Source organism: Streptomyces sp. ID05-26A (assembly GCF_033794685.1).
GTDB lineage: Bacteria > Actinomycetota > Actinomycetes > Mycobacteriales > Pseudonocardiaceae > Lentzea.
In genome coordinates this window covers 1,508,740-1,532,189 of record NZ_JARAYZ010000001.1, presented here as the reverse complement: position 1 = coordinate 1,532,189, position 23,450 = coordinate 1,508,740, and the positions used below count along the sequence as shown (strand labels likewise).

Annotated in this window: 24 protein-coding genes; 22 read left to right on the top strand and 2 right to left on the bottom strand. The window is 70.0% G+C overall.

Annotation, left to right across the window (positions count from 1 at the left end):
* Positions 1–18: 18 nt before the first annotated feature.
* From PV646_RS07425 to PV646_RS07375, 11 genes are all read left to right on the top strand, one after another.
* Positions 19–1,830 (top strand): type VII secretion-associated protein, encoded by a 1,812-nt coding sequence (locus PV646_RS07425; RefSeq protein WP_500340729.1) that lies wholly within the window; start codon positions 19–21, stop codon positions 1,828–1,830.
* A gap of 23 nt (positions 1,831–1,853) precedes the next feature.
* Positions 1,854–2,240, top strand: a complete 387-nt coding sequence (locus PV646_RS07420) for a hypothetical protein (RefSeq protein WP_500340728.1) — start codon at positions 1,854–1,856, stop codon at positions 2,238–2,240.
* Between the two features lie 150 nt (positions 2,241–2,390).
* A complete protein-coding gene (locus PV646_RS07415) occupies positions 2,391–2,699 on the top strand; it encodes a WXG100 family type VII secretion target (protein ID WP_500340727.1) in 309 nt (102 codons plus the stop codon).
* Positions 2,700–2,766: 67 nt separating this feature from the next.
* Entirely contained in the window at positions 2,767–3,048 is a 282-nt protein-coding gene (locus PV646_RS07410; RefSeq protein WP_500340726.1) for a WXG100 family type VII secretion target, read from the top strand.
* A gap of 256 nt (positions 3,049–3,304) precedes the next feature.
* Positions 3,305–3,748, top strand: coding sequence for a 50S ribosomal protein L13 (gene rplM / locus PV646_RS07405; protein ID WP_189160352.1), 444 nt, complete (start codon positions 3,305–3,307; stop codon positions 3,746–3,748).
* A gap of 26 nt (positions 3,749–3,774) precedes the next feature.
* Positions 3,775–4,383: a 30S ribosomal protein S9 gene (gene rpsI / locus PV646_RS07400; RefSeq protein ID WP_500340725.1), complete on the top strand. Its 609-nt coding sequence runs from the start codon at positions 3,775–3,777 to the stop codon at positions 4,381–4,383.
* A gap of 203 nt (positions 4,384–4,586) precedes the next feature.
* The gene (gene glmM, locus PV646_RS07395; RefSeq protein WP_500340724.1) at positions 4,587–5,921 is read left to right on the top strand and encodes a phosphoglucosamine mutase; all 1,335 of its coding nucleotides are present in this window, start codon (positions 4,587–4,589) and stop codon (positions 5,919–5,921) included.
* A gap of 19 nt (positions 5,922–5,940) precedes the next feature.
* Positions 5,941–6,237 (top strand): hypothetical protein, encoded by a 297-nt coding sequence (locus PV646_RS07390; RefSeq protein ID WP_500340723.1) that lies wholly within the window; start codon positions 5,941–5,943, stop codon positions 6,235–6,237.
* Between the two features lie 170 nt (positions 6,238–6,407).
* Positions 6,408–6,701: a hypothetical protein gene (locus PV646_RS07385; RefSeq protein ID WP_500340722.1), complete on the top strand. Its 294-nt coding sequence runs from the start codon at positions 6,408–6,410 to the stop codon at positions 6,699–6,701.
* Between the two features lie 6 nt (positions 6,702–6,707).
* Positions 6,708–9,383, top strand: coding sequence for a hypothetical protein (locus PV646_RS07380; protein WP_500340721.1), 2,676 nt, complete (start codon positions 6,708–6,710; stop codon positions 9,381–9,383).
* A complete protein-coding gene (locus PV646_RS07375; protein WP_500340720.1) occupies positions 9,374–9,817 on the top strand; it encodes a hypothetical protein in 444 nt (147 codons plus the stop codon). Before PV646_RS07380 ends, PV646_RS07375 begins: the two co-directional genes overlap by 10 nt.
* A gap of 45 nt (positions 9,818–9,862) precedes the next feature.
* Here the strand turns inward: PV646_RS07375 and PV646_RS07370 are convergent, their stop codons facing one another.
* Positions 9,863–10,690 carry a dienelactone hydrolase family protein gene (locus PV646_RS07370; RefSeq protein ID WP_500340719.1) on the bottom strand — a complete coding sequence of 276 codons (828 nt, stop codon included), beginning with the start codon at positions 10,688–10,690 and terminating at the stop codon, positions 9,863–9,865.
* Between the two features lie 134 nt (positions 10,691–10,824).
* On the opposite strand from PV646_RS07370, the gene glmS reads away from it, so the two are divergent.
* The 9 genes from glmS to tsaD all read left to right on the top strand — a co-directional run bounded on the left by glmS (position 10,825) and on the right by tsaD (position 19,680).
* Positions 10,825–12,684, top strand: a complete 1,860-nt coding sequence (gene glmS, locus PV646_RS07365) for a glutamine--fructose-6-phosphate transaminase (isomerizing) (protein ID WP_500340718.1) — start codon at positions 10,825–10,827, stop codon at positions 12,682–12,684.
* The gene (locus tag PV646_RS07360) at positions 12,685–14,070 is read left to right on the top strand and encodes an NAD(P)H-hydrate dehydratase (RefSeq protein ID WP_500340717.1); all 1,386 of its coding nucleotides are present in this window, start codon (positions 12,685–12,687) and stop codon (positions 14,068–14,070) included.
* A gap of 37 nt (positions 14,071–14,107) precedes the next feature.
* A complete protein-coding gene (alr, locus tag PV646_RS07355) occupies positions 14,108–15,193 on the top strand; it encodes an alanine racemase (protein WP_500340716.1) in 1,086 nt (361 codons plus the stop codon).
* Complete coding sequence (locus PV646_RS07350) at positions 15,190–16,287, top strand: alpha/beta fold hydrolase (protein ID WP_500340715.1); 1,098 nt, start codon at positions 15,190–15,192, stop codon at positions 16,285–16,287. The genes alr and PV646_RS07350 overlap by 4 nt, the downstream gene beginning before the upstream one ends.
* Positions 16,284–16,742, top strand: a complete 459-nt coding sequence (gene tsaE, locus PV646_RS07345; protein ID WP_500340714.1) for a tRNA (adenosine(37)-N6)-threonylcarbamoyltransferase complex ATPase subunit type 1 TsaE — start codon at positions 16,284–16,286, stop codon at positions 16,740–16,742. Before PV646_RS07350 ends, tsaE begins: the two co-directional genes overlap by 4 nt.
* 63 nt (positions 16,743–16,805) lie before the next feature.
* Complete coding sequence (locus tag PV646_RS07340) at positions 16,806–17,150, top strand: hypothetical protein (protein ID WP_500340713.1); 345 nt, start codon at positions 16,806–16,808, stop codon at positions 17,148–17,150.
* Positions 17,151–17,496: 346 nt separating this feature from the next.
* Complete coding sequence (gene tsaB, locus PV646_RS07335) at positions 17,497–18,177, top strand: tRNA (adenosine(37)-N6)-threonylcarbamoyltransferase complex dimerization subunit type 1 TsaB (RefSeq protein ID WP_500340712.1); 681 nt, start codon at positions 17,497–17,499, stop codon at positions 18,175–18,177.
* Complete coding sequence (rimI, locus tag PV646_RS07330) at positions 18,174–18,632, top strand: ribosomal protein S18-alanine N-acetyltransferase (protein ID WP_500340711.1); 459 nt, start codon at positions 18,174–18,176, stop codon at positions 18,630–18,632. The genes tsaB and rimI overlap by 4 nt, the downstream gene beginning before the upstream one ends.
* Positions 18,616–19,680, top strand: coding sequence for a tRNA (adenosine(37)-N6)-threonylcarbamoyltransferase complex transferase subunit TsaD (tsaD, locus tag PV646_RS07325; RefSeq protein ID WP_500342311.1), 1,065 nt, complete (start codon positions 18,616–18,618; stop codon positions 19,678–19,680). The genes rimI and tsaD overlap by 17 nt, the downstream gene beginning before the upstream one ends.
* Before the next feature lie 71 nt (positions 19,681–19,751).
* On the opposite strand, the gene PV646_RS07320 is transcribed toward tsaD, so the two are convergent.
* Positions 19,752–21,257: an alkaline phosphatase D family protein gene (locus tag PV646_RS07320; protein WP_500340710.1), complete on the bottom strand. Its 1,506-nt coding sequence runs from the start codon at positions 21,255–21,257 to the stop codon at positions 19,752–19,754.
* Between the two features lie 176 nt (positions 21,258–21,433).
* Between PV646_RS07320 and groES the strand changes: the two genes are divergently transcribed.
* Positions 21,434–21,727, top strand: coding sequence for a co-chaperone GroES (gene groES, locus PV646_RS07315; protein ID WP_030478362.1), 294 nt, complete (start codon positions 21,434–21,436; stop codon positions 21,725–21,727).
* A gap of 84 nt (positions 21,728–21,811) precedes the next feature.
* Complete coding sequence (groL, locus tag PV646_RS07310) at positions 21,812–23,437, top strand: chaperonin GroEL (RefSeq protein ID WP_500340709.1); 1,626 nt, start codon at positions 21,812–21,814, stop codon at positions 23,435–23,437.
* Positions 23,438–23,450: the final 13 nt, after the last annotated feature.

Here is a 23,450-nt window from a genome sequence, read left to right as displayed (position 1 = left end):
CGGAAGAGGGGAAGGTGCATGAGCCTGCACGTCGCGGTCGACTTCGGCACGTCGAGCACCTGCGTGGCGATCTCCGCGCACGGGCGGGAGCCGCAGGTCGTCGTGTTCGACGGCCAGCCGCTCGTGCCGTCCGCCGTGTTCGCCGCCGCCGACGGCACGTTGTTCGTCGGTCAGGAGGCCGAACGCCAGGCGGCGGTCGATCCCGCTCGCTACGAGCCGCACCCGAAGCGCCGCGTCGACGAGGGGGAGCTGTTGCTCGGCAGCACCGTGCTGCCCGTTGTGGACGTTGTGCGCGCGGTGCTGGCACGAGCCGTGGGCGAAGCACGCCGCGTGGGTGGCGGAGCGCCGGTCGACCTTCTCGTCCTCACCCACCCCGCCGACTGGGGCACGGTCCGCACGCGGGTTCTGCTGCAGGCGGGCCGCGGTCTCGGCCGCGAACTCGTGCTGGTGCCGGAACCCGTCGCCGCCGCCGTCTTCCACTCCGCGAGCCACTCCATTCCGGACGGTGCCGCACTCGCGGTCCTCGACCTCGGTGGCGGCACGGTCGACGCCAGCGTGGTGGCACGGGCGGGCAGGAGCTTCCGGGTGCTGTCCGCGAAGGGCGACCCGACCTTCGGCGGCGCGGACATCGACCAGGCGCTGCTCGAGCACGTCGGCGGGCTGGTCGCGGCCAAGGACCCCGAGGCGTGGCAGCAGCTCGTCGAGGGCCGTGAGATGAACGACCGGCGCAAGCGGCGGGTGCTGCGGCAGGACGTGCGCGGTGCCAAGGAGACGTTGTCCCGGCACGCCTACACCGACGTGCCCATGCCGCCGCCGTTCCCCGACGCGCACGTGACGCGGTCGGACCTGGAGCAGCTGATCACCGCGCCGATCGGCCGGGCGGCCGCGCTGGCCGGTGCCGCCGTCCGCGACGCCGGTCTGGCGCCCCGGCAACTCGCCGGGGTGTTCCTGGTCGGCGGCTCCAGCCGGATCCCGCTCGTTGCGCGCATGGTGCACGAGCAGATCGGCGTGGTGCCCACGAGCATCGACCAGCCGGAGACGGTGGTGGCCCGCGGCGCGCTGCGGGCGGTCAGCCTCGATCCGGAACGGACCGGCGGCATGGCCCGGCAGCCCCAGCCGAAGGCGCCTTCCGGTGAGGTGACTCACAACCTCCGCGTCGGCGACGAGACCACCCGCAAGATCACCCGCCGGATCACACCGCCGCCCTCGGGGCAGTTCCCCTCGTTCCCTCCGGCCGCGCCGCCCTCGCCACCGCGGAAGAGCAGGACGCCGCTGTTCGTCGCGATCGGTGCGGTGATCGTGCTCGTGGCGGCCGGCGTCGGCGCCTACTACTGGCTCAAGCCCAAGGGGACGCCGGAGCAGCCGGCGCCGCAGGGCGACCAGATCGCCGTCTACGACTACAGCTTCACGCGCCCGGACGGGTGGGAACAGACGGGCGGCGCCGCCCTCCAGCGGCAGGTGCTTTTGCAACCGGCCGGGCAAAAGAATTCCGATGGCAAACAGCCGGAAGCGCGTATTGCTGTGCAAGAGCAAACTCTCGAGTACAACAGCGACTCGGATCGCCCACGCGCACTCGGTGAGTTGAAGAACACGTATGAGCAACGCAAGGAGAAAGGTGACGAGGTCACCGACTTCTCCGACAAGGCCACATTCGCGGGAAAATCTGTTGTTCACTATCGCGAAGTCGTCGGGGAGACCGCGGTCGAGTGGTACATCCAGTTCGCCCGCGACAAGCAGGTGAGCGTGGGCTGCCAGGCGGCGGAGGCCGTGAAAGCCCAGGTCGCCACCGCCTGCGAGCAGATCGTCCGCTCGCTCGTCATCAAGTCCTAGCCCGCAACGTCAGGGAGTCGCCGATGTCCGCCACCGAGGTCCTCGCCCGGTTCCGCGCCGAGGTCGGAGCAGCGGTCACCCGCGCCCGTCGCGCGTCGGGTGAGATCGGTGAACGCAACGCCAAGCTGCGGGAACACACACGTGACCTCGCGGCGCGGGCCCGTGAGCGCGGGACCGAGCCCGGCGCCAGGGCCACCCCGGCCGACGTCCGGGACGCCGCCACGGGGTTCCGCACCGACCGCGGTCTGGCGGTCGAGCAGGTGCCGGACACCGCCGGACCGGCCGTTCCCTTTCCAGTTGAGACGGAACGGGTGACTCTCGGTTCTTCGGCCGTCGCCGGTCCGAGTGGTCAGCTTCCCCGTGTGAGTGACGATGACGAGGACTTTTCGCAGTCGCGAATCCTCTACTGACTCCCGGTTTCACCCGGCGACGTTTACTAGCGCAACTACTTCCGAAGAAGTCGCGACAGGGTGGAACCGGCATGGCATGGTCATGCGTCGTAAGAGGCGTACGAACCAAGAAGTACGTGACCTGAAGTTCTCTGAAGGGGGCATCTCCCAATGGCATTGACCGTTACCGCTGCCGAGCTCGACGCCCTGGCCAAGCGGATCATCCAGGTCGACGAGTCGACCCAGGGCACCCTCCGCCAGGTTGCCGCCGCCGTCGACCAGGTCGGCGCCAGCTGGAAGGGTGACTCTGCCGTCGCCTTCAAGACCCTGATGGACCGCTACAACGAGGACGCCCGCAAGGTGTCGCAGGCGCTCAACACGATCGCCGAGTCGATCGCGAGCTCCGCCGACGTCTACGCCCGCCAGGAAGAGGACAACAAGTCCTCCATCTCCGGCATCGGCGCCCGTCTCAACGGCTGATCCTTCGCTGCTGAAGTTCGCAGTCCCGCAAGACCTTCTGACTTTTTGACTTTCAAGGGGAGATGAAATGGTTCTCGAGGTTACGTTCGCCGAGATCGCGAATGCGTCCCAGACGATCAGCAGCTCGGCCACGCAGGTCGACGCCCAGCTGGACGAGCTCCGCGCCGAGGTCGTGAAGACCCTCGCCGGCTACGAAGGTGCCGCTGCCGAGGCGTACCAGGTCGCCCAGAAGCAGTGGGACGACGCTGCTGCCGACCTGCAGAAGGTCCTCGCCGCCATCGGTACCGCCGTCGGCCAGGCCGGCGAGGCCTACGAGCAGGCTGAGAAGGCGAACACGGGCCGCTGGTAAGCCAGTCAGCCCCCAGCTACACCTTCGCGAGCCCCGGAACCACGTGGTCCGGGGCTCGCGTATGTCCACGGGAAGGCGCTTCGGAGGACCCGTTTTGGTCCCCGCGCCACCCATCCGGTATCTTCTGACGTTGTTGTGCGGTAGCTGGCGCCCGTGTGTGCCGCGTCTGTCTCGGAACCATCGCTTGGCAAGTCCAAGATCGGTCTGGGGCAACCGCCGCAGTGACCCCAGACGCAAGTGACGACGAGGTAGATCCGTGCGCACGTACAGCCCGAAGCCCGGTGAGGTGACCCGCACCTGGCACGTTATCGACGCCCAGGACGTGGTGCTCGGCCGGCTCGCCACCCAGGCCGCGACGCTGCTGCGCGGCAAGCACAAGCCGACGTATGCGCCTCACGTTGACACTGGTGACTTCGTTGTCATCATCAACGCTGACAAGGTCGCTCTGACCGGTGCGAAGCGCGACCAGGCGTTCCAGTACCGCCACTCCGGCTTCCCCGGTGGTCTGCGCAAGCAGTCCTTCGGCGAGGTCCTGGACACCCGTCCGGACCGTCTGGTGGAGAAGGCGATCAAGGGCATGCTGCCCAAGAACCGCCTGGGCCGTCAGATCGCGAACAAGCTCAAGGTCTACGCAGGCCCGAGCCACCCGCACGAGGCGCAGCAGCCGCAGGCCTTCGAGATCAAGAAGATCGCCCAGTGAGCGACGAACACACCGAGGAAGTTCCTGTGACCACCCCTGAGAACGAGACCCCTGAGGTCGAGACCCCCGAGGTCGAGGCCGAGGTTGTCGAGGCCGAGGTCGTCGACGCTCCTGAGGTCGAAGCTGTCGAGGCCGACGCCGTTGAAGCCGACGCCGTCGAGGCCGACGCTTCCGACGAGGCCGACGCCGAGGCCGAGGTCGTCGAAGAGACGTCCGCGCCGGTGGTCGCGCCCTCGCTGAACGGCGCCGCGCACCTCGCGCAGACCGTCGGTCGCCGCAAGGAGGCCGTCGTTCGCGTCCGCCTCGTGCCCGGCACCGGCAAGTTCACGCTGAACGGCAAGACCCTCGAGACCTACTTCCCGAACAAGGTGCACCAGCAGCTCATCAAGGAGCCGCTCGTCACCACGGAGAAGCCCGAGACCTTCGACGTCATCGCGAACCTGCACGGCGGCGGCATCACCGGCCAGGCCGGTGCGCTGCGTCTCGCCATCGCGCGTGCGCTGATCGCCGTCGACTCCGAGGACCGCCCGGCCCTGAAGAAGGCCGGCTTCCTCACCCGTGACCCGAGGGTCAAGGAGCGCAAGAAGTACGGTCTGAAGAAGGCCCGCAAGGCGCCTCAGTACTCCAAGCGTTGATGCTCCGCCGCGGGGCGAGCCGTGTCTGCGTTCGTCAGGCGACTGCTCCTCCGCGGTGACCGCGGGGACTCCTCGCGGCCCGAGTGTCATCCAGCTGTACCTGCGGGAGCAGCAGTTCATTCCGAACTGCTGCTCCCGCAGTGTTTTCCGGGGTTCTTCCGGGTCTGTCCCCGCCGCCTTGCAGTGTCCACATCGGAGGTTCCATGGCCCGCCTGTTCGGCACCGACGGAGTCCGCGGTCTCGCCAACGCCGATCTCACGCCCGAGCTCGCGATGTCCGTCGCCGCCGCGGCGGCACGGGTGCTCGCCGAGCACGACCGCACCCACCGCCCCGTCGCCGTCGTGGGCCGCGACCCCAGGGCGAGCAGTGAGATGCTCGACGCCGCCGTCACCGCCGGCCTCACCTCGGCCGGTGCGGACGTGCTGCGCGTCGGTGCCCTGCCCACGCCCGCCGTCGCGTACCTGGTCGCCGCGCTCGGCGCCGACATCGGCGTGATGATCTCCGCGTCGCACAACGCGATGCCGGACAACGGGATCAAGCTCTTCGCCGCCGGCGGTCACAAGCTGCCCGACTCGGTCGAGGACGAGATCGAACAGCACATGGGCGCCGGTTTCGACCGGCCGACCGGTGCCGCCATCGGCCGCGTGCGCGACATCGCCGACGCCGAGACCCAGTACGTGGAGCACTTGCTCAAGGTCACACCGCACCGCCTCGACGGCCTCAAGGTCGTGGTGGACTGCGCGAACGGTGCCGCGTCGGTGGCCGCACCGGACGCGTACCGCCGCGCCGGGGCCGAGGTGATCGCGATCAACGCGACCCCGGACGGCCTCAACATCAACGACGGCTGTGGTTCCACCCACATCGACGTCGTGGCCGCCGCCGTCCGCGAGCACGGTGCCGACCTCGGCATCGCGCACGACGGTGACGCCGACCGCTGCCTCGCCGTGGACGCCAACGGTGACCTGATCGACGGCGACCAGATCCTCGCTGTCCTCGCGATCGCCATGCGCGACGCGGGTGAGCTGATCGAGGACACGCTCGTCGCCACCGTGATGAGCAACCTGGGCCTGCACATCGCCATGCGCGAGTCCAAGATCGAGCTGCGCACCACCGCCGTCGGCGACCGCTACGTGCTGCAGGACCTCAAGGCCGGCGGCTACTCCCTCGGTGGCGAGCAGTCTGGCCACGTCGTGCTGCCCGCGCACGCGACCACCGGCGACGGCCTGCTCACCGCGTTGCGCCTGATGGCCCGCATGGCCGAGACCGGCAAGTCGCTCGCGGACCTCGCCTCGGTGATGCGCCGCCTGCCGCAGGTCCTGATCAACGTGAAGGTCACCGACAAGGCGGCCGTGGCCAAGGCCGCGTCGGTCAGCGAGGCCGTCGCCGCCGTCGAGGCCGAGCTCGGCGACACCGGCCGCGTGCTGCTGCGCCCGTCCGGCACCGAACAGCTCGTGCGGGTGATGGTCGAGGCCACGAGTCACGAGCAGGCCGAGTCCGCCGCGCAGCGCCTGGCGAGTGTGGTTTCCTCGGTGCACTGAGGACAGATGGGGGCTGGGGATGACCGTGCTGATGTTGCTCGTACTCCTGGTGTTGCTGGGAGGTGGGGTCGCGGTCGTCGTCGCCGTTGTCGTGGCGTCGAAGCGCAAGCCCGTCACCCAGCCCCCGTTCCCGCCCGGTTACGGCCACCCACAGCAGCCGTACGGGCATCAGCCGTACCAGCAGGGCCACCCCCAGCAGGGATTTCCGCAGCAGGGATTTCCGCAGCAGGCCCCGCCCCAGCAGCCGTACCCGCCGCAGGGGTACCCGCAGCAGCCTCCGCCCGGCACGCAGCCGCCCGCCCCCGGCGGCTGGTGACCCGCCCGCAACCCGATCAGTGGTGATCAACAGCGGCTTGCGCCGAATGGCTGTTTACTAAGGCAACCGACATCTTCGAGCGCCGGTCACGGTGTGATCCGAGCTGGCACTGTATGGCGGAACCCGATGAGACCGAATTGCGTCAGATCGGGGACAAGGGGAGGCGAGCGATGTCCGGTTTCGGTGTGCAGTCCGGCGATCTGACGAAGACCGCGGGGACGTACGAGGCAGAGGGATCAGCACTGATCCAGATGAAGCCCTCGATCGTGCCGGGCGTGACAGCCGGGCAGGTCGGCCGCAAGTTCCAGGGCGTCGCCGCCGAGTACAAGTCCTACTTCGACCTGTTCGGTACGAGCCTGGAGAAGTTCGGCAAAGAGGCGACCGGCATCGCCACGCGCCTGAAGGACGTCGCCAAGACGTACGAGTCGAACGAGGCGCAGACCTCGAGCCAGTTCAAGGGGTAACGAGTCGTGGCGGATCAGACCGAGATCAAGAAGCTCCTCGACGACCCGAACGTCACGCCGGAGACCAAGAAGCAACTCGTGCGCGCCCTCGCCGGCGCCGGCGCTCCCCAGGAAGAGGTCGAGCGCTACGGCAAGGCGAACGGTGTCGACGTTCCGGACGACCCGAGCGTGGGCGACCACGTCGTGGGCGTGCTCCTCGCGGCGCCGACGATGGGTCTTCTCGAGGGCAACAACATCCGCAAGGAAGCCCAGCACGCCGCCTTCACGATGGAGGGTGGCGACGCCGACGCCCTCGTCAAGAAGGCGGGCGAGGAGCGCGAGCTCGGCGCCACCCAGAAGGTGCTGAACGAGCAGGGCGACGTGCCGAACAGCAACACGCTGCTCGACGCCGGTGCCCCCGGCCTGCGTTTCTTCGAGAAGTTCATCCCCGTCTACGCGAAGGCCGCGCCGGCGTGCGGCCACCAGGGTGCCGCGCCGAACCTCGAGGGCGACATCTACCGCAAGTACGACGAGGTCCGCGACATCGACTTCGCGAAGTTCCGCGAGGACGCGCACAAGCTCACCGAGAACGTCAAGAAGGCCGAGGCGCACGACAACGTGCTGGGCTCCGCCTGGAACGGACTCGGCTCCTGGGAGGGCCCCGCGGCCCAGGCCGCGCGCGCCTACCAGGGCAAGTTCGCGGGCGCCGCGAAGCAGTTCGTGCAGCAGACGGGCACGGGTCCCGGTGCGATCACCGGCGGCGTGACCAACATGCAGAAGCACGTCAAGGACTTCGCGCAGCAGATCCACGACCAGTACTCGGAAACGTGCGGCGGGCTGACGGTCGAGAAGGCCGAAGAGGCGATCCGGCAGGCGAACGGTGACGTCTTCCCGAACGACGGCGGCGTCCTCGACTGGGTCTACGGCGTCCACAGCGAGATCAAGAACTCGGTCATCGGCGCGATCTGCGGTGGACCGCTCGGCATCCTCTCCGGTCTGGGCTGGGGCGGCTGGATCGCCGACGTCCGCGACAAGATCATCAGTGACGCCAAGGAGAAGCTGAAGGCCCTCTGCGCCGAGTTCGACGGCAAGAAGAAGGCGTTCGACGGTTACTGCCAGGCCGTGCAGACCGGTGTCGAAGCCGACTACAAGGCCATGTTCGCCGGCATGAAGGGCGCTTTCGGCACGGACCCGTTCGGTCCGGTCGGCGAAGCCCCGTCGTTCACCGAGCAGGGTGGCGGCGGCCGGCAGAAGGTCGACAACAACGGCGGCGGTGGCGGCGGCAGCCCGAGTGGTGGCGGCGGTCCGAGTGGCGGCGGTGGCGGCGGTGGCACGCCGGAGATCCCGAAGCCGGAGAACCCGCTCGACAAGGACGGCGACGGCAAGCCCGACGTCCCCGGTGACACCGACGGCGACGGCAAGCCCGACGACCTCGACGGTGACGGCAAGCCCGACGAGCCGAAGCCCGAGGAGAAGCTCGAGACCGTCACGGTCACGGCCGGCGACAACACGATCAAGGTCACGGAGCCCGACTCGAACGGGCACGTGAAGATGACGATCGACACGCCCAAGGGCGAGCCGAAGACCTACGACCTGGACTTCAGCAAGAACCCCGAGGCCGCGAAGGCCCTGATGGGGCAGAACGGCACGCAGGCCATCACCAACATGGCCAACCAGCTCACCGCCTCGAACCCGACGGCGGGTGCGCAGACCCCTGCCGCCGGTGGCACGCCGGCACCCGGTGGCGGCGCGGCCCCGACGGCCGGCGGCCCGCTGGGTTCGGAGTCGAACCCGATCCCCGTCGAGGTCGGCGAGGACGGCAAGATCCACATCGAGCAGGACGGCGTCAACTTCACGGCCGAGGTCAACGCCGACACCGGCGAGATCAACCTGACCGCGGACGACGGCGACGGCACGCCGGACAAGGTCGGCGTGAGCTTCGGCGAGGACGAGAACCCGGCCGCGCAGACCCCGGGCTCGGAGTCCGGTTCCGGTGCGGGCGGTGCCGACGGCGCCAAGCTGGAGGACGGCCTGCGCACGCCGGAGGCCGACTTCCCGGACGAGGTCAGGACGCTGCCGGCCGAAGCGGAGTTCCAGCCGATGCCCGCCCCCGCGGGGGAACAGGTCTGGAGCCAGCCGGGTGAGGCCGCGCCGAACGTGGCCGAGCGCTTCCAGGACTCGATGGCCCGCAGCTACATCGAGGACAACGGCATCATGCCGAGCGTCGGCGAGCCGAGGATCTCCGCGGAGAGCCCCCAGTTCGCCCAGGCCTCGGACAGCACGACGACGTCCGGCGTCTCGTTCACCGGTGGTGCGGGCGGCGGCAGCGAGTCCGTGCTCGGGTCGAGCGCCGACAGCGCGTGGACCAGCCCGAACTCCGGTGACAGCAACGGTGGCTCGTTCAACACGAACGCGTCCGAAGCGGGTCAGCCGGGTTCCGCGAACCTGCCGTCCATGCAGGACGCCCACGGCCAGGCGCCGAGCGGTGCGGCCTCCGGCGGCATGATGGGCGGCGGCGGCATGATGGGTGGCGGCATGGGCGGTGCCGGAGCAGGCGGCCAGCAGGGCGGCGACTCCGAGCGCGGAGCCAGCCAGTGGCGCACCACGGGCACGTTGTTCGACGACGACAACAACAACCCGTTGAGCGCCATGCAGACCACGCTGGGTGAAGACCGAGGAGAGGCCGCCAACCCATGGCGATGATCGGGGAAGTGGACCCGCGCGTCCAGGCGCTGTTCGACGACAACCTCGCCAAGACGCGCCGCTCCACCGCCGAGGTCTCGGCGGAGCTCAAGGCGAACCAGGACAAGGTCGCCGCCGACATCGAGGCGCGCGAGGCCAAGCAGAAGCGCGATCAGGCCGACGCTCGCGAGAGCGCCGAGAACCTGACCAAGCAGGGCGAGAGGCAGCAGCCGCGCAAGCCGCAGTGGGATCGTCCCGACCGCGGCACGGGCGAGATGGCGTTCGGCCCGGAGGACGACGACGGCGGCTACGCACAACAGCAGCAGGCGCCGGTGGCCGCTCCGGTGCCGCCCCCGCCTCCGCCGCCGGTCGCGCCGCCTCCGCCGGTTCACCGGCGCCGTCCGGCACCCGTGGACGACGATGACGACCTGAGCGGCCAGACCTGGCTCAGCTGACTTGGTTTCCGGCCCCGCGTGCGACTCGCACCGGGGCCGGAAGCGTCAGCGCTGAGGCAGGGCTTCCCGTTGGAACACCAGGTTCGCGGTCTTCAGGTCGCTGTCGAGCAGTTCGTCGTACGTCCGGTCGCCGGTCATCACCCGCAGCAGGAACGCCGTCATGAACGCGCGTCCGAGCTTGTGCGCACCCCGTTCGGAACTGCCGTCGAGCATGAGTTCGCTCCAGTGCCTGCCCTCGGTGAACCCGAGGTGCGAGGCCTTGGGCAGCAGCCGCAGTTGCACGGGACCGCCCCACGCCTGGGCGATCGCCTCGGAGTGGCCGACCGGCGGTGCGATGCGGTCCTCGCCGGCCGCGAGGTGCAGGCCGGGCGCGCGCACCTCCCGTGCCGCGTCCAGTGCGGACGGGCGCGTCTCCGTTGCGGCCAAAGTCACAACGGCCCGGACGCGGTCCGAACCCGCCGCCGCCAGCACCGCCGCGCCGCCGCCCATCGAGTGCCCGGCCAGCGCGAGCCGGGCGGGGTCGACGCTGATCTCACCGGTGCCGAGCCGCACGCCGGTGCTGATGTCCAAAGTGGTCAGCAGGTTCGCCGCCAGCACCCGTGCCGACAGCAGCGGGCCGCGCTCCACGGCCGGAGCCGCGGCGACCACGCCCCACGACGCCAGGTGCCGCAAAAGGCCGTGGTAACGCCGTACGGGCTGCATCCAGCCGTGTCCGAAAGCGACGGCGGGCAGACCCAGGCCGGACTGCGGCGTGAAGATCACGCCCGGCAGGCCGACGAGCGCGAGGTCGCCGCGCAGCACGGGGTGCGGTCCGGGCCTGCTGAGCTGCTCGAGGGCCTGTTTCGCGGTCAGCGTGATCACGCGGCGAGCCATGGGGTGAACCGTAGTCGATCCTGTCGCGCGCACCACACCCGAGATTGGTCTACACCACCTGTGTCGCTGACCTGCGGTGACGTACCTCGCTCACTCATTAGGGTTAGTGGCGTGGTCTAGCTAGTCTGTTTTCCGTGTGCGGAATCGTGGGATACGTGGGTCACCAGTCGGCGCTCGACGTCGTGCTGGACGGGCTGAGGCGCCTCGAATACCGGGGTTACGACTCGGCGGGTGTCGCGGTCGTGACAGGCGACGACCTCGCCGTCGAACGCAAGGCCGGACGGCTGCAGAACCTGGAGACGCTGCTCGACGAGGTGGGCCGCGAGAACTTCGTGGGCACCGTCGGCATGGGTCACACCCGGTGGGCGACGCACGGCGCGCCGATCGACAAGAACTCGCACCCGCACCGCGACACGACGAACCGCGTCGCCGTGGTGCACAACGGCATCATCGAGAACTTTCTCGCGCTGCGCGCCGAGCTCGAAGGCCTCGGCGTCGAGATGACGTCCGACACCGACACCGAGACTGTCGCGCACCTCGTGTCCTTCGCGTACGCGGACGGCGACACGAAGGGCGACCTGGTCGCCAGCGTGCGCAAGGTCGTGAACCGCCTGGAGGGCGCGTTCACCCTCGTCTTCACGCACGCCGACGAGCCCGACACGGTCGTCGCCGCGCGCCGGAACTCGCCGCTGGTCGTCGGTGTCGGCGACAACGAGTACTTCGTCGCGAGCGACGTGGCCGCGTTCATCGCGCACACCAAGGAAGCCGTCGAACTGGGCCAGGACCAGATGGTCGTGCTGTCCCGCTCCGGCTACGAGGTCACCGACTTCGACGGCGTGCCCGCGCAGGCCAAGCCGTTCACGGTCAACTGGGACCTCAGCGCCGCCGAGAAGGGCGGCCACGAGTACTTCATGCTCAAGGAGATCGAGGAGCAGCCGGAGGCGCTGGCGAACACGCTGCGCGGCCACTTCGCGAACGGCCGGATCGTCCTCGACGAGCAGCGGTTGAGCGACCAGGACCTGCGTGACGTCGACAAGGTCTTCGTCATCGCGTGCGGCTCCGCCTACCACTCCGGTCTCGTCGCGAAGTACGCGATCGAGCACTGGACCCGCCTGCCCGTCGAGGTCGAGCTGGCCTCCGAGTTCCGCTACCGCGACCCGGTGCTCGACCGCGACACGCTCGTCGTCGCCGTCTCGCAGTCCGGCGAGACCGCGGACACGCTGGAGGCGGTGCGTCACGCCCGTGCGCAGAAGGCCCGTGTCCTGGCCGTCTGCAACACCAACGGCGCGCAGATCCCGCGTGAGTCCGACGCCGTGCTCTACACGCACGCCGGTCCGGAGATCGGTGTCGCGTCGACGAAGGCGTTCCTCGCCCAGATCGCCGCGAACTACCTCGTCGGCCTGGCCCTGGCGCAGGCCCGCGGCACCAAGTACCCGGACGAGGTCGCCCGCGAGTTCCACGAGCTGGAGGCCATGCCCGAGGCCGTGCGGCGCGTGCTCGGCACCATTGACCAGGTCAAGGCCCTCGGTCGGGAGCTCGCGGACTCGAAGGCGGTGCTGTTCCTCGGCCGCCACGTCGGCTACCCGGTGGCCCTCGAAGGCGCGCTGAAGCTCAAGGAACTCGCGTACATGCACGCCGAGGGCTTCGCGGCCGGTGAGCTCAAGCACGGTCCGATCGCGCTGATCGAGGAGGGCCTGCCGGTCGTCGTGGTCATGCCGTCGCCGAAGGGCCGTGCCGTTCTGCACTCGAAGCTGGTGTCGAACATCAGCGAGATCCAGGCCCGTGGCGCCCGCACGATCGTGATCGCGGAGGAGGGCGACGAGACGGTCCGTCCGTTCGCCGACCACCTGATCGAGATCCCGGCCGTCCCGACGCTGCTGCAGCCGCTCATCTCGACGATCCCGCTGCAGGTGCTCGCGGCCGAGATCGCGACCGCCCGCGGCTACGACGTCGACAAGCCTCGCAACCTGGCGAAGTCGGTTACCGTCGAGTGAGTGAGAGGCGTCTGGCACACCGAACGCGTCAAGTCCGCTGAAGAGGAGCTCATGGCGGTGGTCCCGCCGGGCTCGTTGATGCGCAAGGCCGCGTTCGGTGTGGCCACCCACGCCCTGAGGCTCTTGCAGGGCCGCCGCCGTGTCACGTTGCTCGTGGGTGCGGGCAACAACGGCGGCGACGCCCTGTGGGCCGGTTACTTCCTGCGTCGCCGCGGGGTCGCGGTGTCTGCGGTCCTGCTCAACCCCGCCAAGGCCCATGCCGAGGGGCTCGCGGCCTTTCGCAAGGCAGGTGGGCGGGTCGTCTCGTCTGTAGGCACTCCCGACCTGGTGATCGACGGCATCGTCGGCCTGTCCGCACGCGGCCCGTTGCGCCCGGACGCGGCTGCGCTCGTCTCCTCGGTGAACGCCCCGATCCTGGCCGTCGACCTGCCGTCCGGCATCGACCCGGACACCGGTGAGATCTCCGGTCCGCACGTGCGGGCGCACACCACCGTCACGTTCGGCTGCCTGAAGCCGGTGCACGCGCTGGCCGACTGCGGCGAGGTGCACCTGGTCGACATCGGCCTGCGGCCGTCCGACCCCGACTTCGTGCTGCTCGACCGTTCCGACATCACCTGGCCGGTGCCGGGCCCGTCCGACGACAAGTACACCCAGGGAGTCACGGGCGTGGCGGCCGGCAGTTCGACCTATCCCGGCGCCGCGGTGCTCTCCACCGGCGCGGCCGTGCTCGCGACCTCCGGCATGGTCCGCTACGCCGGCCCGGCCGCCGACGCCATCCGCGCTCGCTGGCCCGAGACGATCTGCACCGGCTCGATCACCGACGCCGGCCGCGTGCAGGCCTGGGTCGTTGGTCCCGGCATGGGCACGGGCCCGTCGTCCGCCGAGGTCCTGAGGTCCGTGCTGGACGCCGGGGTCCCCGTGATCGCCGACGCGGACGCCATCACGCTGCTCGCCGCGAACCCGTCGCTGTGGGACGCCCGCGACCCCGACGCGGCCCTGGTCCTGACCCCGCACGACCGCGAGTTCGAACGCCTGGCCGGTCCGGTCGGCGCGGATCGCGTCGCGGCGGCCAGGAAAGCCGCTCAGCGCTTCAACGCCGTGGTGCTGCTCAAGGGCCATCGGACCGTCGTGGCGGCGCCGGACGGACGGGCGCTGGTGAACTCGGCGACGTCGTCGTGGCCCGCGACGGCAGGGTCCGGGGACGTGCTGTCGGGGATCATCGGCGCGCTGCTGGCGAGTGGCCTGGACCCGTTCCTGGCAGCCGGGTACGCGGCGTACGCGCACGTCCTGGCTGCGGAGTTGGGTGCGAACGGCGCCCCGGTGCCGGCCTCGGGGTTGATGGAGGCGGTTCCGGACGCGATCCGGTCGCTGCGAGTTGCGCCATAGTCCTTCCGAGCGGCTGACATGGCACGATGAACAGGTTATGGCCCGTTCAGAAGTTGTCGTCGACCTAGGCGCGCTGCGGCACAACGTCGCCCTGCTCGCCGGCCTCGCGCCGTCCTCCGAGACGATGGCCGTCGTCAAGGCGGACGGCTACGGCCACGGCGCGGTCCAGGTGGCCCGTGCCGCCCTCGAAGCGGGCGCGACCTGGCTCGGTTCGTGCAGCACGCAGGAAGCCCTCGCCCTGCGCGCCGCAGGCATCCAGGCCCCGATCCTCGCGTGGCTCGACGCCCCGGACGAGGACCTGGCGGCCGGTCTCGCCGCGGACGTGGAGATGTCCGTCGCCTCCCTCTCCGACCTGCGCAGGGTCGAGCAGGCGGCCGACGAGGCCGACGCGCGGCCGCGGCTCCACCTGAAGATCGACACCGGCCTGAGCCGCAACGGTTGCCAGCCGCACGACTGGCCCGCGCTCGTGGAAGCCGCGAGGAAGCACGAGGTCGTGGCCGTCTGGTCGCACCTCGCCTCCGCCGACGAGATCGGCGACCCCTCGATCGACCTGCAGGCCAAGCGGTTCGACGACGCCTACGAGGTGGCGCGGTCGTACGGCCTCGACCCGAAGAGGCACATCGCGAACTCGGCGGCCCTGCTGACCAGGCCCGACCTGCACTTCGACATCGTCAGGCCCGGCATCGCGATGTACGGGCTGAACCCGGTGCCGACGGACCACGACCTGAGGCCGGTCATGAGCTACCGGTCGCACGTGGCGCTCACGAAACGTATCCCCGCAGGTGAGTCCGTCTCCTACGGGATGACATGGACCGCGCAGAAGGACACGACGCTGGCACTGGTGCCTGCCGGATATGCGGACGGCGTTCCGAGAGCGCTCTCCGGGCGGATGGAGGTGCTCCTGGAAGGGAGGCGCCGCCCGGTGGCGGGCCGTGTCTGCATGGACCAGATCGTCGTGGACTGCGGGGACGACGAGATCGCGGAGGGTGCCGAGGTCGTCCTGTTCGGCGACGGGAGCCGGGGGGAGCCGACGGCGACGGAGTGGGCGGAGCTGACCGGGACGATCGACTACGAGATCGTCTGCGGGATGTACCGGCCGCGGGTGCGGAGGATCTACAAGTGAAGCCGGTGTGGAAGGTCGTCGGGTGGGTCGGTGGCGCGGTCGGCGCCGTCGTGGCCGGTGCGGCCGTGGCGCAGACCGCGAAGGTCTCGCACGAGCGCAAGACCGCGACCGACAGCCTCGCCGACGAGCCGCTGGGACTGCTGAGGCCCGATCGCGAGTCGACGGTGGCCGCGGAGGACGGCGTGCCGATCTCCGTCGAGGAGGTCGACCCCGCGGACGGCGGCGAGCCGGACATCACCGTCGTGCTGGTGCACGGGTTCGCGCTGGACCGCCGTTGTTTCCACTTCCAGCGCCGCGACCTGGCCGAGCTGATCGATCCACGCGTGCACCAGGTGCTCTACGACCAGCGCAGCCACGGCCGGTCCGGCCGCTCGACGCCCGAACACAGCACGATCGACCAGCTCGCGCTCGACCTCGACTCGGTGATCCGCTCGGTCGTGCCCGAGGGCCCGCTGGTGCTCGTCGGCCACTCCATGGGCGGCATGACGATCATGGCGCTGGCCGAGAAGCACCCGGAGCTCTTCGAGGAACGGGTGCGCGGCGTCGCGTTGATCGGCACGGCCGCCGGCGCGGTGGGCGGTGCGGGGCTGCCGAAGTCCGTGCTGTCGCGCTACAACCCGGTGACGCTCGGCGTCGGCCGGCTCGCCGGTGTGCAGCCGGGGCTGGTCGAGTGGGTGCGCAAGAGCGCGAAAAGCCTTACCTGGAGCGGTATCCGCATGGGGGCGTTCGGCGACCGCAAGGTGGCGCCGTCCCTCGTGGACCTGATGGAGAAGATGATCAACGGGACGACGGTGAAGGTGCTCACCGAGTTCCTGGAGACCCTCGGCACGCACGACCGCTACAAGGCGCTGGCGGGTCTGCGGCACTGCGAGGTGCTGATCCTGAGCGGCGACGCGGACAAGCTCACGCCGTTCTCGCACGCCGAGCGGATGGCCGAGGAGATGCCGCACGCCACCCTCGTCCGGGCCCCCGGTGCCGGGCACATGGTGATGATGGAGCAGGCTGATCTCGTCAACGACCACCTGGTCGCGCTCGTCGAACGCTGCGCGGCCGATCGCGGAGAGAATCGGAAGAAGTGGTGGCGCCGAGCGTGAAGACCGTCGAACTGCCCCTGGTGGAGGACACCGAGGAGTTCGGCCGCAAGCTGGGTGAACTCGTGCGCGCGGGAGACCTCCTGCTGCTCGCCGGGCCCCTGGGAGCAGGCAAGACGGCGTTCGTGCGCGGTCTGGCGCGCGGCATGGGCGTGCAGGGCCGGGTGTCCTCGCCGACGTTCGTCGTCGCCCGCGTGCACGAACCGGCGCAGGGGCGGAGCGTGCGGCTCGTGCACGTCGACGCGTACCGGCTCGGGGGTCACCTGGACGAGTTGGACGACCTCGACCTCGACACGGACCTGGTCGACGCCGTGGTCGCCGTCGAGTGGGGCGAGGGTGTCGCGGAACGCCTGAACGATGATCATCTGCTGATCCGCCTCGAACGCGGAATCGACGACGTTCGCACAGCTCAGCTCGTCCCGCACGGCGAATGGAGCTCGCGTCCCCTTCCTGTGTGACGTTTTCTGACACATGGGGTGACGTCCATAAAGGACAGAGCGTGACCGGTCGATGAGAGTCGCATGATCAAGAAGACGCTCTTCGCGACCGCTGTCATCGGTGGCGCCCTCCTGGCTGCCGCTGCTCCCGCCTCCGCCGGCGAGCACGACCGCTCCGGCGGCATCAGCGTTGCCGACAACCTCTGCGCCGCGCCGTGGCAGTGGAACGGCCCGATCTCGCTGCTGCACGAGGGCCACGCCCCCGGCTACGCCGCGTGCAACGACAACCACGCCGCCGGTGGTCACGGCATCAGCGTGCTGAACAACGCCTGCGTCGCGCCGTGGCAGTGGAACGGCCCGCTCGAGATCTTCACGGTCGACCACTCGCCGTCGTACGTCGCCTGCAACGGCAACACGTCCGGCCGCTAGGTCCGGAACGTCGTGGGGGATGGCCGAACGAGCCCGTCGGCCATCCCCCACGACAGTCCTTTCGGGACAGTTCGTGTTTGACTGACTTGCCCATCTCGTTGCGCGGCAAGACTTGCAAGTGAGGCATCACCCGCGGCCGCTCGTGCGGCACTCTCGCGACGTGATCGCTCAGGGTTGATGGTTCCGGCGCTTCGCCCGCTGGAACCACCCCGGGCCGCGATCCGTTCGCCCGCCGCTCTGGCAGACCTCCCCGTCACCCGGTTCAGCGAACCTGGACCGAGGTCGTACGAGTGCCACGAGGACGCATCGGAACTGCGGGTTCCGACAGGTACTACCCTGGACAACCGTGCTAGTGCTCGCCGTCGACACGGCCACCCCCGCAGTCACCGCCGGTGTGGTCGAACTCGCGCCCGATTCCCCGCCGCGCCTGCTCGCGAAGCGGGTGACGCTCAACGCCAAGGCGCACGGCGAGCTGCTCACCCCGCACATCAGCGACGCCCTGCAGGAAGCCGGCAAGACGTTCGCCGACCTCGACGCGATCGTCGTCGGCGCCGGTCCCGGGCCGTTCACCGGCCTGCGGGTCGGTCTCGCCACCGCCGCCGCGCTCGGCCAGGCGCTCAACCGCCCGGTCTACCCGGTCGCCACCACCGACGCCATCGCCAAGGACGCCGCCAGCGGTCACCCGCTGCTCGTCGCGACCGACGCGCGGCGCAAGGAGGTCTACTGGGCCGCCTACGACGCCGCCGGTCGCCGCACGGACGGCCCGCACGTCGAGCGCCCGCAGGACCTCGCCGAGAAGCTGCCGACGATGGGCGTGCACCAGGCCACGGGTGAGGGTGCCGAGATCTACGCCGAGATCCTCGGCCTCGAGACCCTCGGCGCGAAGCACCCGAGCCCCGAGGGCCTGGTCGCCGCGGCCGCCGCCGAGGTGCTCGCGAAGGCCCGCCCGGCCGCGCTCACCCCGCTCTACCTGCGCCGTCCCGACGCCGTCGAGCCCACCGGGCGCAAGAGGGTGACCAGGGCATGACCACCGGCACCGTCACGCTCGCGCCCTTGCAGCACGCCGACGTGCCCAGGTGCCACGAGATCGAGCTGGCGTTGTTCCCCGGCGACGACCCGTGGAGCGAGAACGCGTTCCACAGCGAGCTCGACAACGGCAACTACTACCTCGGCGCGTACGCGGACGGCGAGCTCATCGGGTACGCCGGCCTCGGCGCCGGTCCGCACGAGGCCAGCGTGCACACGATCGCCGTCATCGGGCACTGGCAGGGCAGGGGCGTCGGCAAGACCCTCCTGCGCGACCTGCTGGCCCGCGTCGACGAGATCGGTGTGCCGGTGTTCCTCGAGGTCCGCACGGACAACGAGCCCGCGATCGCGATGTACAAGGCGCACGGCTTCGAGCAACTCGGCCTGCGCCGCCGCTACTACCAGCCGTCGGGTGCCGACGCGTACACGATGGGAAGGCCTGCTCACAGTGTCTGATCGTCTGATTCTGGGCATCGAGAGCTCGTGCGACGAGACGGGCTTCGGCATCGTCCGCCTCGGTCCGGACGGCTCGCTCGAACTGCTCGCCGACGAGGTCGCCTCGAGCGTCGAGGAGCACGCCCGCTTCGGCGGCGTCGTGCCGGAGGTCGCCTCCCGCGCCCACCTCGAAGCGCTGGTCCCGACCATGCGCCGCGCGCTCGACACCGCGAAGGTCGAGCTCTCCCAGATCCACTCCATCGCCGTCACCGCCGGACCGGGCCTGGCCGGCGCGCTGCTGGTCGGCGTGTCCGCCGCGAAGGCGTACGCGGCCGCGCTCGGCAAGCCGCTCTACGGCGTGAACCACCTCGCGGGCCACGTCGCCGCGGACACGTTGCAGCACGGCCCGTTGCCGCAGCGCTGCCTCGCGCTGCTGGTGTCCGGCGGCCACTCGCAGCTGCTGCTGATCGAGGGCGGCCTGGCGAACTCGATCACCGAGATCGGGTCCACAGTGGACGACGCCGCCGGCGAGGCGTACGACAAGGTCGCGCGGTTGCTCGACCTGCCCTACCCCGGTGGCCCGCCCATCGACAAGCTCGCCAAGCAGGGCAACGGCTGCGCGATCGCGTTCCCGCGCGGCCTCACCGGCCCGCGCGACGCGAAGTACGACTTCTCGTTCTCCGGCCTGAAGACCTCGGTCGCCCGCTGGGTCGAACGCGCCGAGCGCGCCGGCGAGGAGATCCCGCTGGCCGACGTCGCCGCGTCGTTCCAGGAGGCCGTCGCGGACGTGCTGACCGCCAAGGCGATCAGGGCCGCGAAGGACCTCGACGTCGGCACGCTCGTCATCTCCGGCGGTGTCGCGGCGAACTCGCGGTTGAGCGGCCTGGCCGCCGAGCGCTGTGCCGAGGCGGGCATCGAACTGCGCGTGCCGCGCCCACGGCTGTGCACCGACAACGGCGCCATGATCGCCGCTCTCGGCGCCCACCTGGTGGCGGCGGGCGCGAAGCCGTCGTCGATGGACCTCTCGACCAACCCCGGCCTGCCGGTCAACGCGGTCCAGATCCTCTGAAGCTTGGTGAGGCCCGGGCTGTCACATCTCTTCAAGCTGGAGGGTGCCAGGCCTCAACGAGGTCAGCTTCGCTAGACCTTGTTGAGGCCTGGCACCCGATCCTCCACGGCGAACGACGCCTTCGTGGAGATCGGGGAGCCGGGCCTCGTCACGTAGTCGAGGCCGCGGAAGTCCGTGCGCAGTTCATCGGGCGTGAACCTGGTGAGCGTGTAGCCGCGGCGGTTGTTGAAGTACTTCACGTGCGGGTTCTCCCGCAGCCACAGCGGTGTCTCGGCGTACTCCTCCGAGCCGTCGCCACCGGCCGTGATCGACGTGGTCACGAGCTCGGTCGCGAGGGTCTTCGACGACGGGTCGTCCCAGCGCTCCTTGACCTCCGCACCCCACGCCGCGTGCACGTCCCCGGTCAGCACGATCGGGTTCCGCACGTCCGCGAACCCCGCCACGACCCGGTCGCGGTCCGCCACGTAGCCGTCCCACGCGTCCAGCAGGAACTTGTCGACCTCGCCGGGGATGTAGTCGTACTGGGAGAAGAACACCTGCTGCGCGAGCACGTCCCAGCGGGCCGCGGAGCCGCGGAAGCCGTCGAACAGCCAGTCCTCCTGCGCGGCGCCGAGCATGGTGCGCTCGGGCTCGAGCCGTTCGGGACAGAGTTGCAGCCCGTCCCCGCAGGCCTGGTCCGTCCGGTACTGGCGGGTGTCGAGCATGTGGAACGTGGCCAGCGCGCCCCATCGGATCCGCCGGTACAGCCTCGATGACCTGCGCAGGGGCATGTTCTCGTAGTACGCCTGGATGGCCGCGGCCCGGCGCGCGAGGAAGTTCGGCTGCGGCTTGTCCGGCAGCAGCCCCGCCCAGTTGTTGTCGATCTCGTGGTCGTCCCAGATCACCGACCACGGCGCCACGGCGTGGGCCGCCTTCAGGTCGGGATCGGTCTTGTACTGCGCCTGCCGCCGCCGGTAGCCCGCGAGCGTCACCGTGGTCGGGCCCTCGACGTGCCGGACGTTGCCGCTCGGGGCGACGTGGATGCCGCTCTCGTACTCGTACGTGTAGTCGCCGAGGTGCAGCACCAGGTCGGGTTCGTCCTCCGCGAGCCTGCGATACGCCGTGAAGTACCCGTGCTCGTACTGCGCGCACGACGCGAAGGCCATCGTCAGCGGTACCTGCAGCACGTTCGGAGGCGGTGCCGTGCGCGTGCGGCCCGTCCGTGAGAGGTGGTTGAGGGCTTTGAAGCGGTAGAAGTACTCGCGGCCGGCCTCCAGCCCGACGAGCTCGACGTGGACGCTGTGCGCCTCCTCGGGTCGAGCCGTGGTGGAGCCGCGTTGCACGATTCGGGTGAACCGTTCGTCCTCCGAGACCTGCCAGAGCACCTCGACCGGACGGTTCGGCATGCCTCCGAGGCCGTCCCCGGCGAGGGGCTCGAAGGCCAGCCTGGTCCACAGGACCACCCCGTCGGGTGCCGGGTCGCCCGAGGCCACACCGAGTGTGAAAGGGTCGCTCGGACGGGCAGAGGCACCGGCCGAGAGGGCTGTGACTCCTGCCACGCCTGCGAGCAGCAGCGTTCGGCGCGTCAACGGGGACATGCCCCTGAATACGGCTCCCGGATGGTGATCGGTTCGGGGGTCTCGTTGAAGCCTTGGCACTCTCGTGGGTAGAGTGCCAATTGCACGGCACCAGCACCGCCCCGACCCCCGCGACGGCGGGGTGGCAGGAGCCGTTAAACAGACGAACCTGCCAACGACCCGTGGAGGTCATCCCGGTGAGCGTGAACATCAAGCCGCTTGAGGACAAGATCGTCGTTCAGGCCTCCGAGGCCGAGACGACGACCGCCTCCGGCCTCGTGATCCCGGACACCGCGAAGGAGAAGCCCCAGGAGGGCAAGGTCCTCGCGGTCGGCCCCGGCCGCATTGACGACAAGGGCAACCGCGTCCCGCTGGACGTGGCTGTCGGCGACGTCGTCATCTACTCGAAGTACGGCGGCACCGAGGTCAAGTACAACGGCGAGGAGTACTTGATCCTCTCCGCTCGCGACGTGCTGGCCGTCGTCAACTAGTCGACGCTCGGCTGTCATGCCTGACGCCCCGGCGCCCCATCCGGGGCTTCCGGGGCGTTTCGCTACTCAGAGAGGCTTCAAGTAATGCCCAAGCAGATCAGCTTCGACGAGGACGCTCGTCGGGCGCTCGAGCGCGGCGTGAACAAGCTCGCCGACACGGTCAAGGTCACCCTTGGGCCGCGCGGGCGCCACGTCGTCCTCGACAAGAAGTTCGGTGGCCCGACGGTCACCAACGACGGCGTGACCATCGCCCGTGAGATCGAGCTGGACGACCCGTTCGAGAACCTCGGCGCGCAGCTCGCCAAGTCGGTCGCCACCAAGACCAACGACGTCGCGGGTGACGGCACCACCACCGCCACCGTGCTGGCGCAGGCGCTGGTCAAGGAAGGCCTGCGCAACATCGCCGCGGGTGCGAACCCGACCGCGCTGGGCCGTGGCATCCAGGCCGCCGCCGACGCCGTCGTGGACGAGCTCCGCGGCAAGGCCACCCCGGTCAAGGGCCGCGAGAACATCGCGCAGGTCGGCACGGTCTCGTCGCGTGACGAGTCCATCGGCGCCCTGCTCGGCGAGGCCATCGAGCGCGTCGGCGAGGACGGTGTCATCACCGTCGAGGAGTCGTCCACGCTCGCGACCGAGCTCGCGATCACCGAGGGCGTGCAGTTCGACAAGGGTTACGTGTCGACGCACTTCTCGACCGACCTCGAGGCGCAGGAGGCCGTCTACGAAGACGTCCGCATCCTGCTGCACCGCGAGAAGATCTCGGCCCTGGCCGACGTCCTCCCGATCCTCGAGAAGGTCGCGGAGTCCGGCAAGCCGCTGCTGATCGTCGCCGAGGACGTCGAGGGCGAGGCCCTGTCCACGCTGGTGGTCAACGCCGTCCGCAAGACCCTGAAGGTCGTCGCCGTGAAGGCGCCGTTCTTCGGTGACCGCCGCAAGGCGTTCCTGGACGACCTCGCGGTCGTCACCGGTGGCGAGGTGATCTCCTCGGAGATCGGCCTCAAGCTCACCGAGACCACGCTCGACCAGCTGGGCTCCGCCCGCCGCGTCGTCGTGACCAAGGACGACACCACGATCGTCGACGGCGGCGGCACCAAGGCCGACATCGCCGGTCGCGCGGAGCAGCTGCGCCGCGAGATCGAGAACACGGACTCCGACTGGGACCGCGAGAAGCTCCAGGAGCGCCTCGCGAAGCTCTCCGGCGGCATCGCCGTGATCAAGGTCGGCGCCGCCACCGAGACCGAGCTCAAGGAGCGCAAGCACCGCATCGAGGACGCGGTCGCCGCTACCAAGGCCGCGGTCGAGGAGGGCATCGTCCCCGGCGGTGGCTCCGCTCTCGTGCACGGCTCCAAGGTGCTCGACGGCGGCCTCGGCCTGACCGGTGACGAGGCCACGGGTGTCGCGCTCGTCGCGAAGGCCCTGTCCGCGCCGCTGTTCTGGATCGCCACGAACGCCGGCCTCGAAGGCGCCGTCGTGGTGAACAAGGTCCGCGAGGGCGAGTGGGGCTTCGGCATCAACGCGGCCTCGCTGGAGTTCGGTGACCTGCTCGAGCAGGGCATCATCGACCCGGTCAAGGTCACGCGTTCCGCCGTGGCGAACGCCGCCTCCATCGCGCGCATGGTGCTCACGACCGAGAGCGCCGTCGTCGAGAAGAAGGCGGACGAGCCCGCTTCCGCCGGTGGCCACGGCCACGGCCACGGGCACGGCCACTGAGTCGAACAGAGTT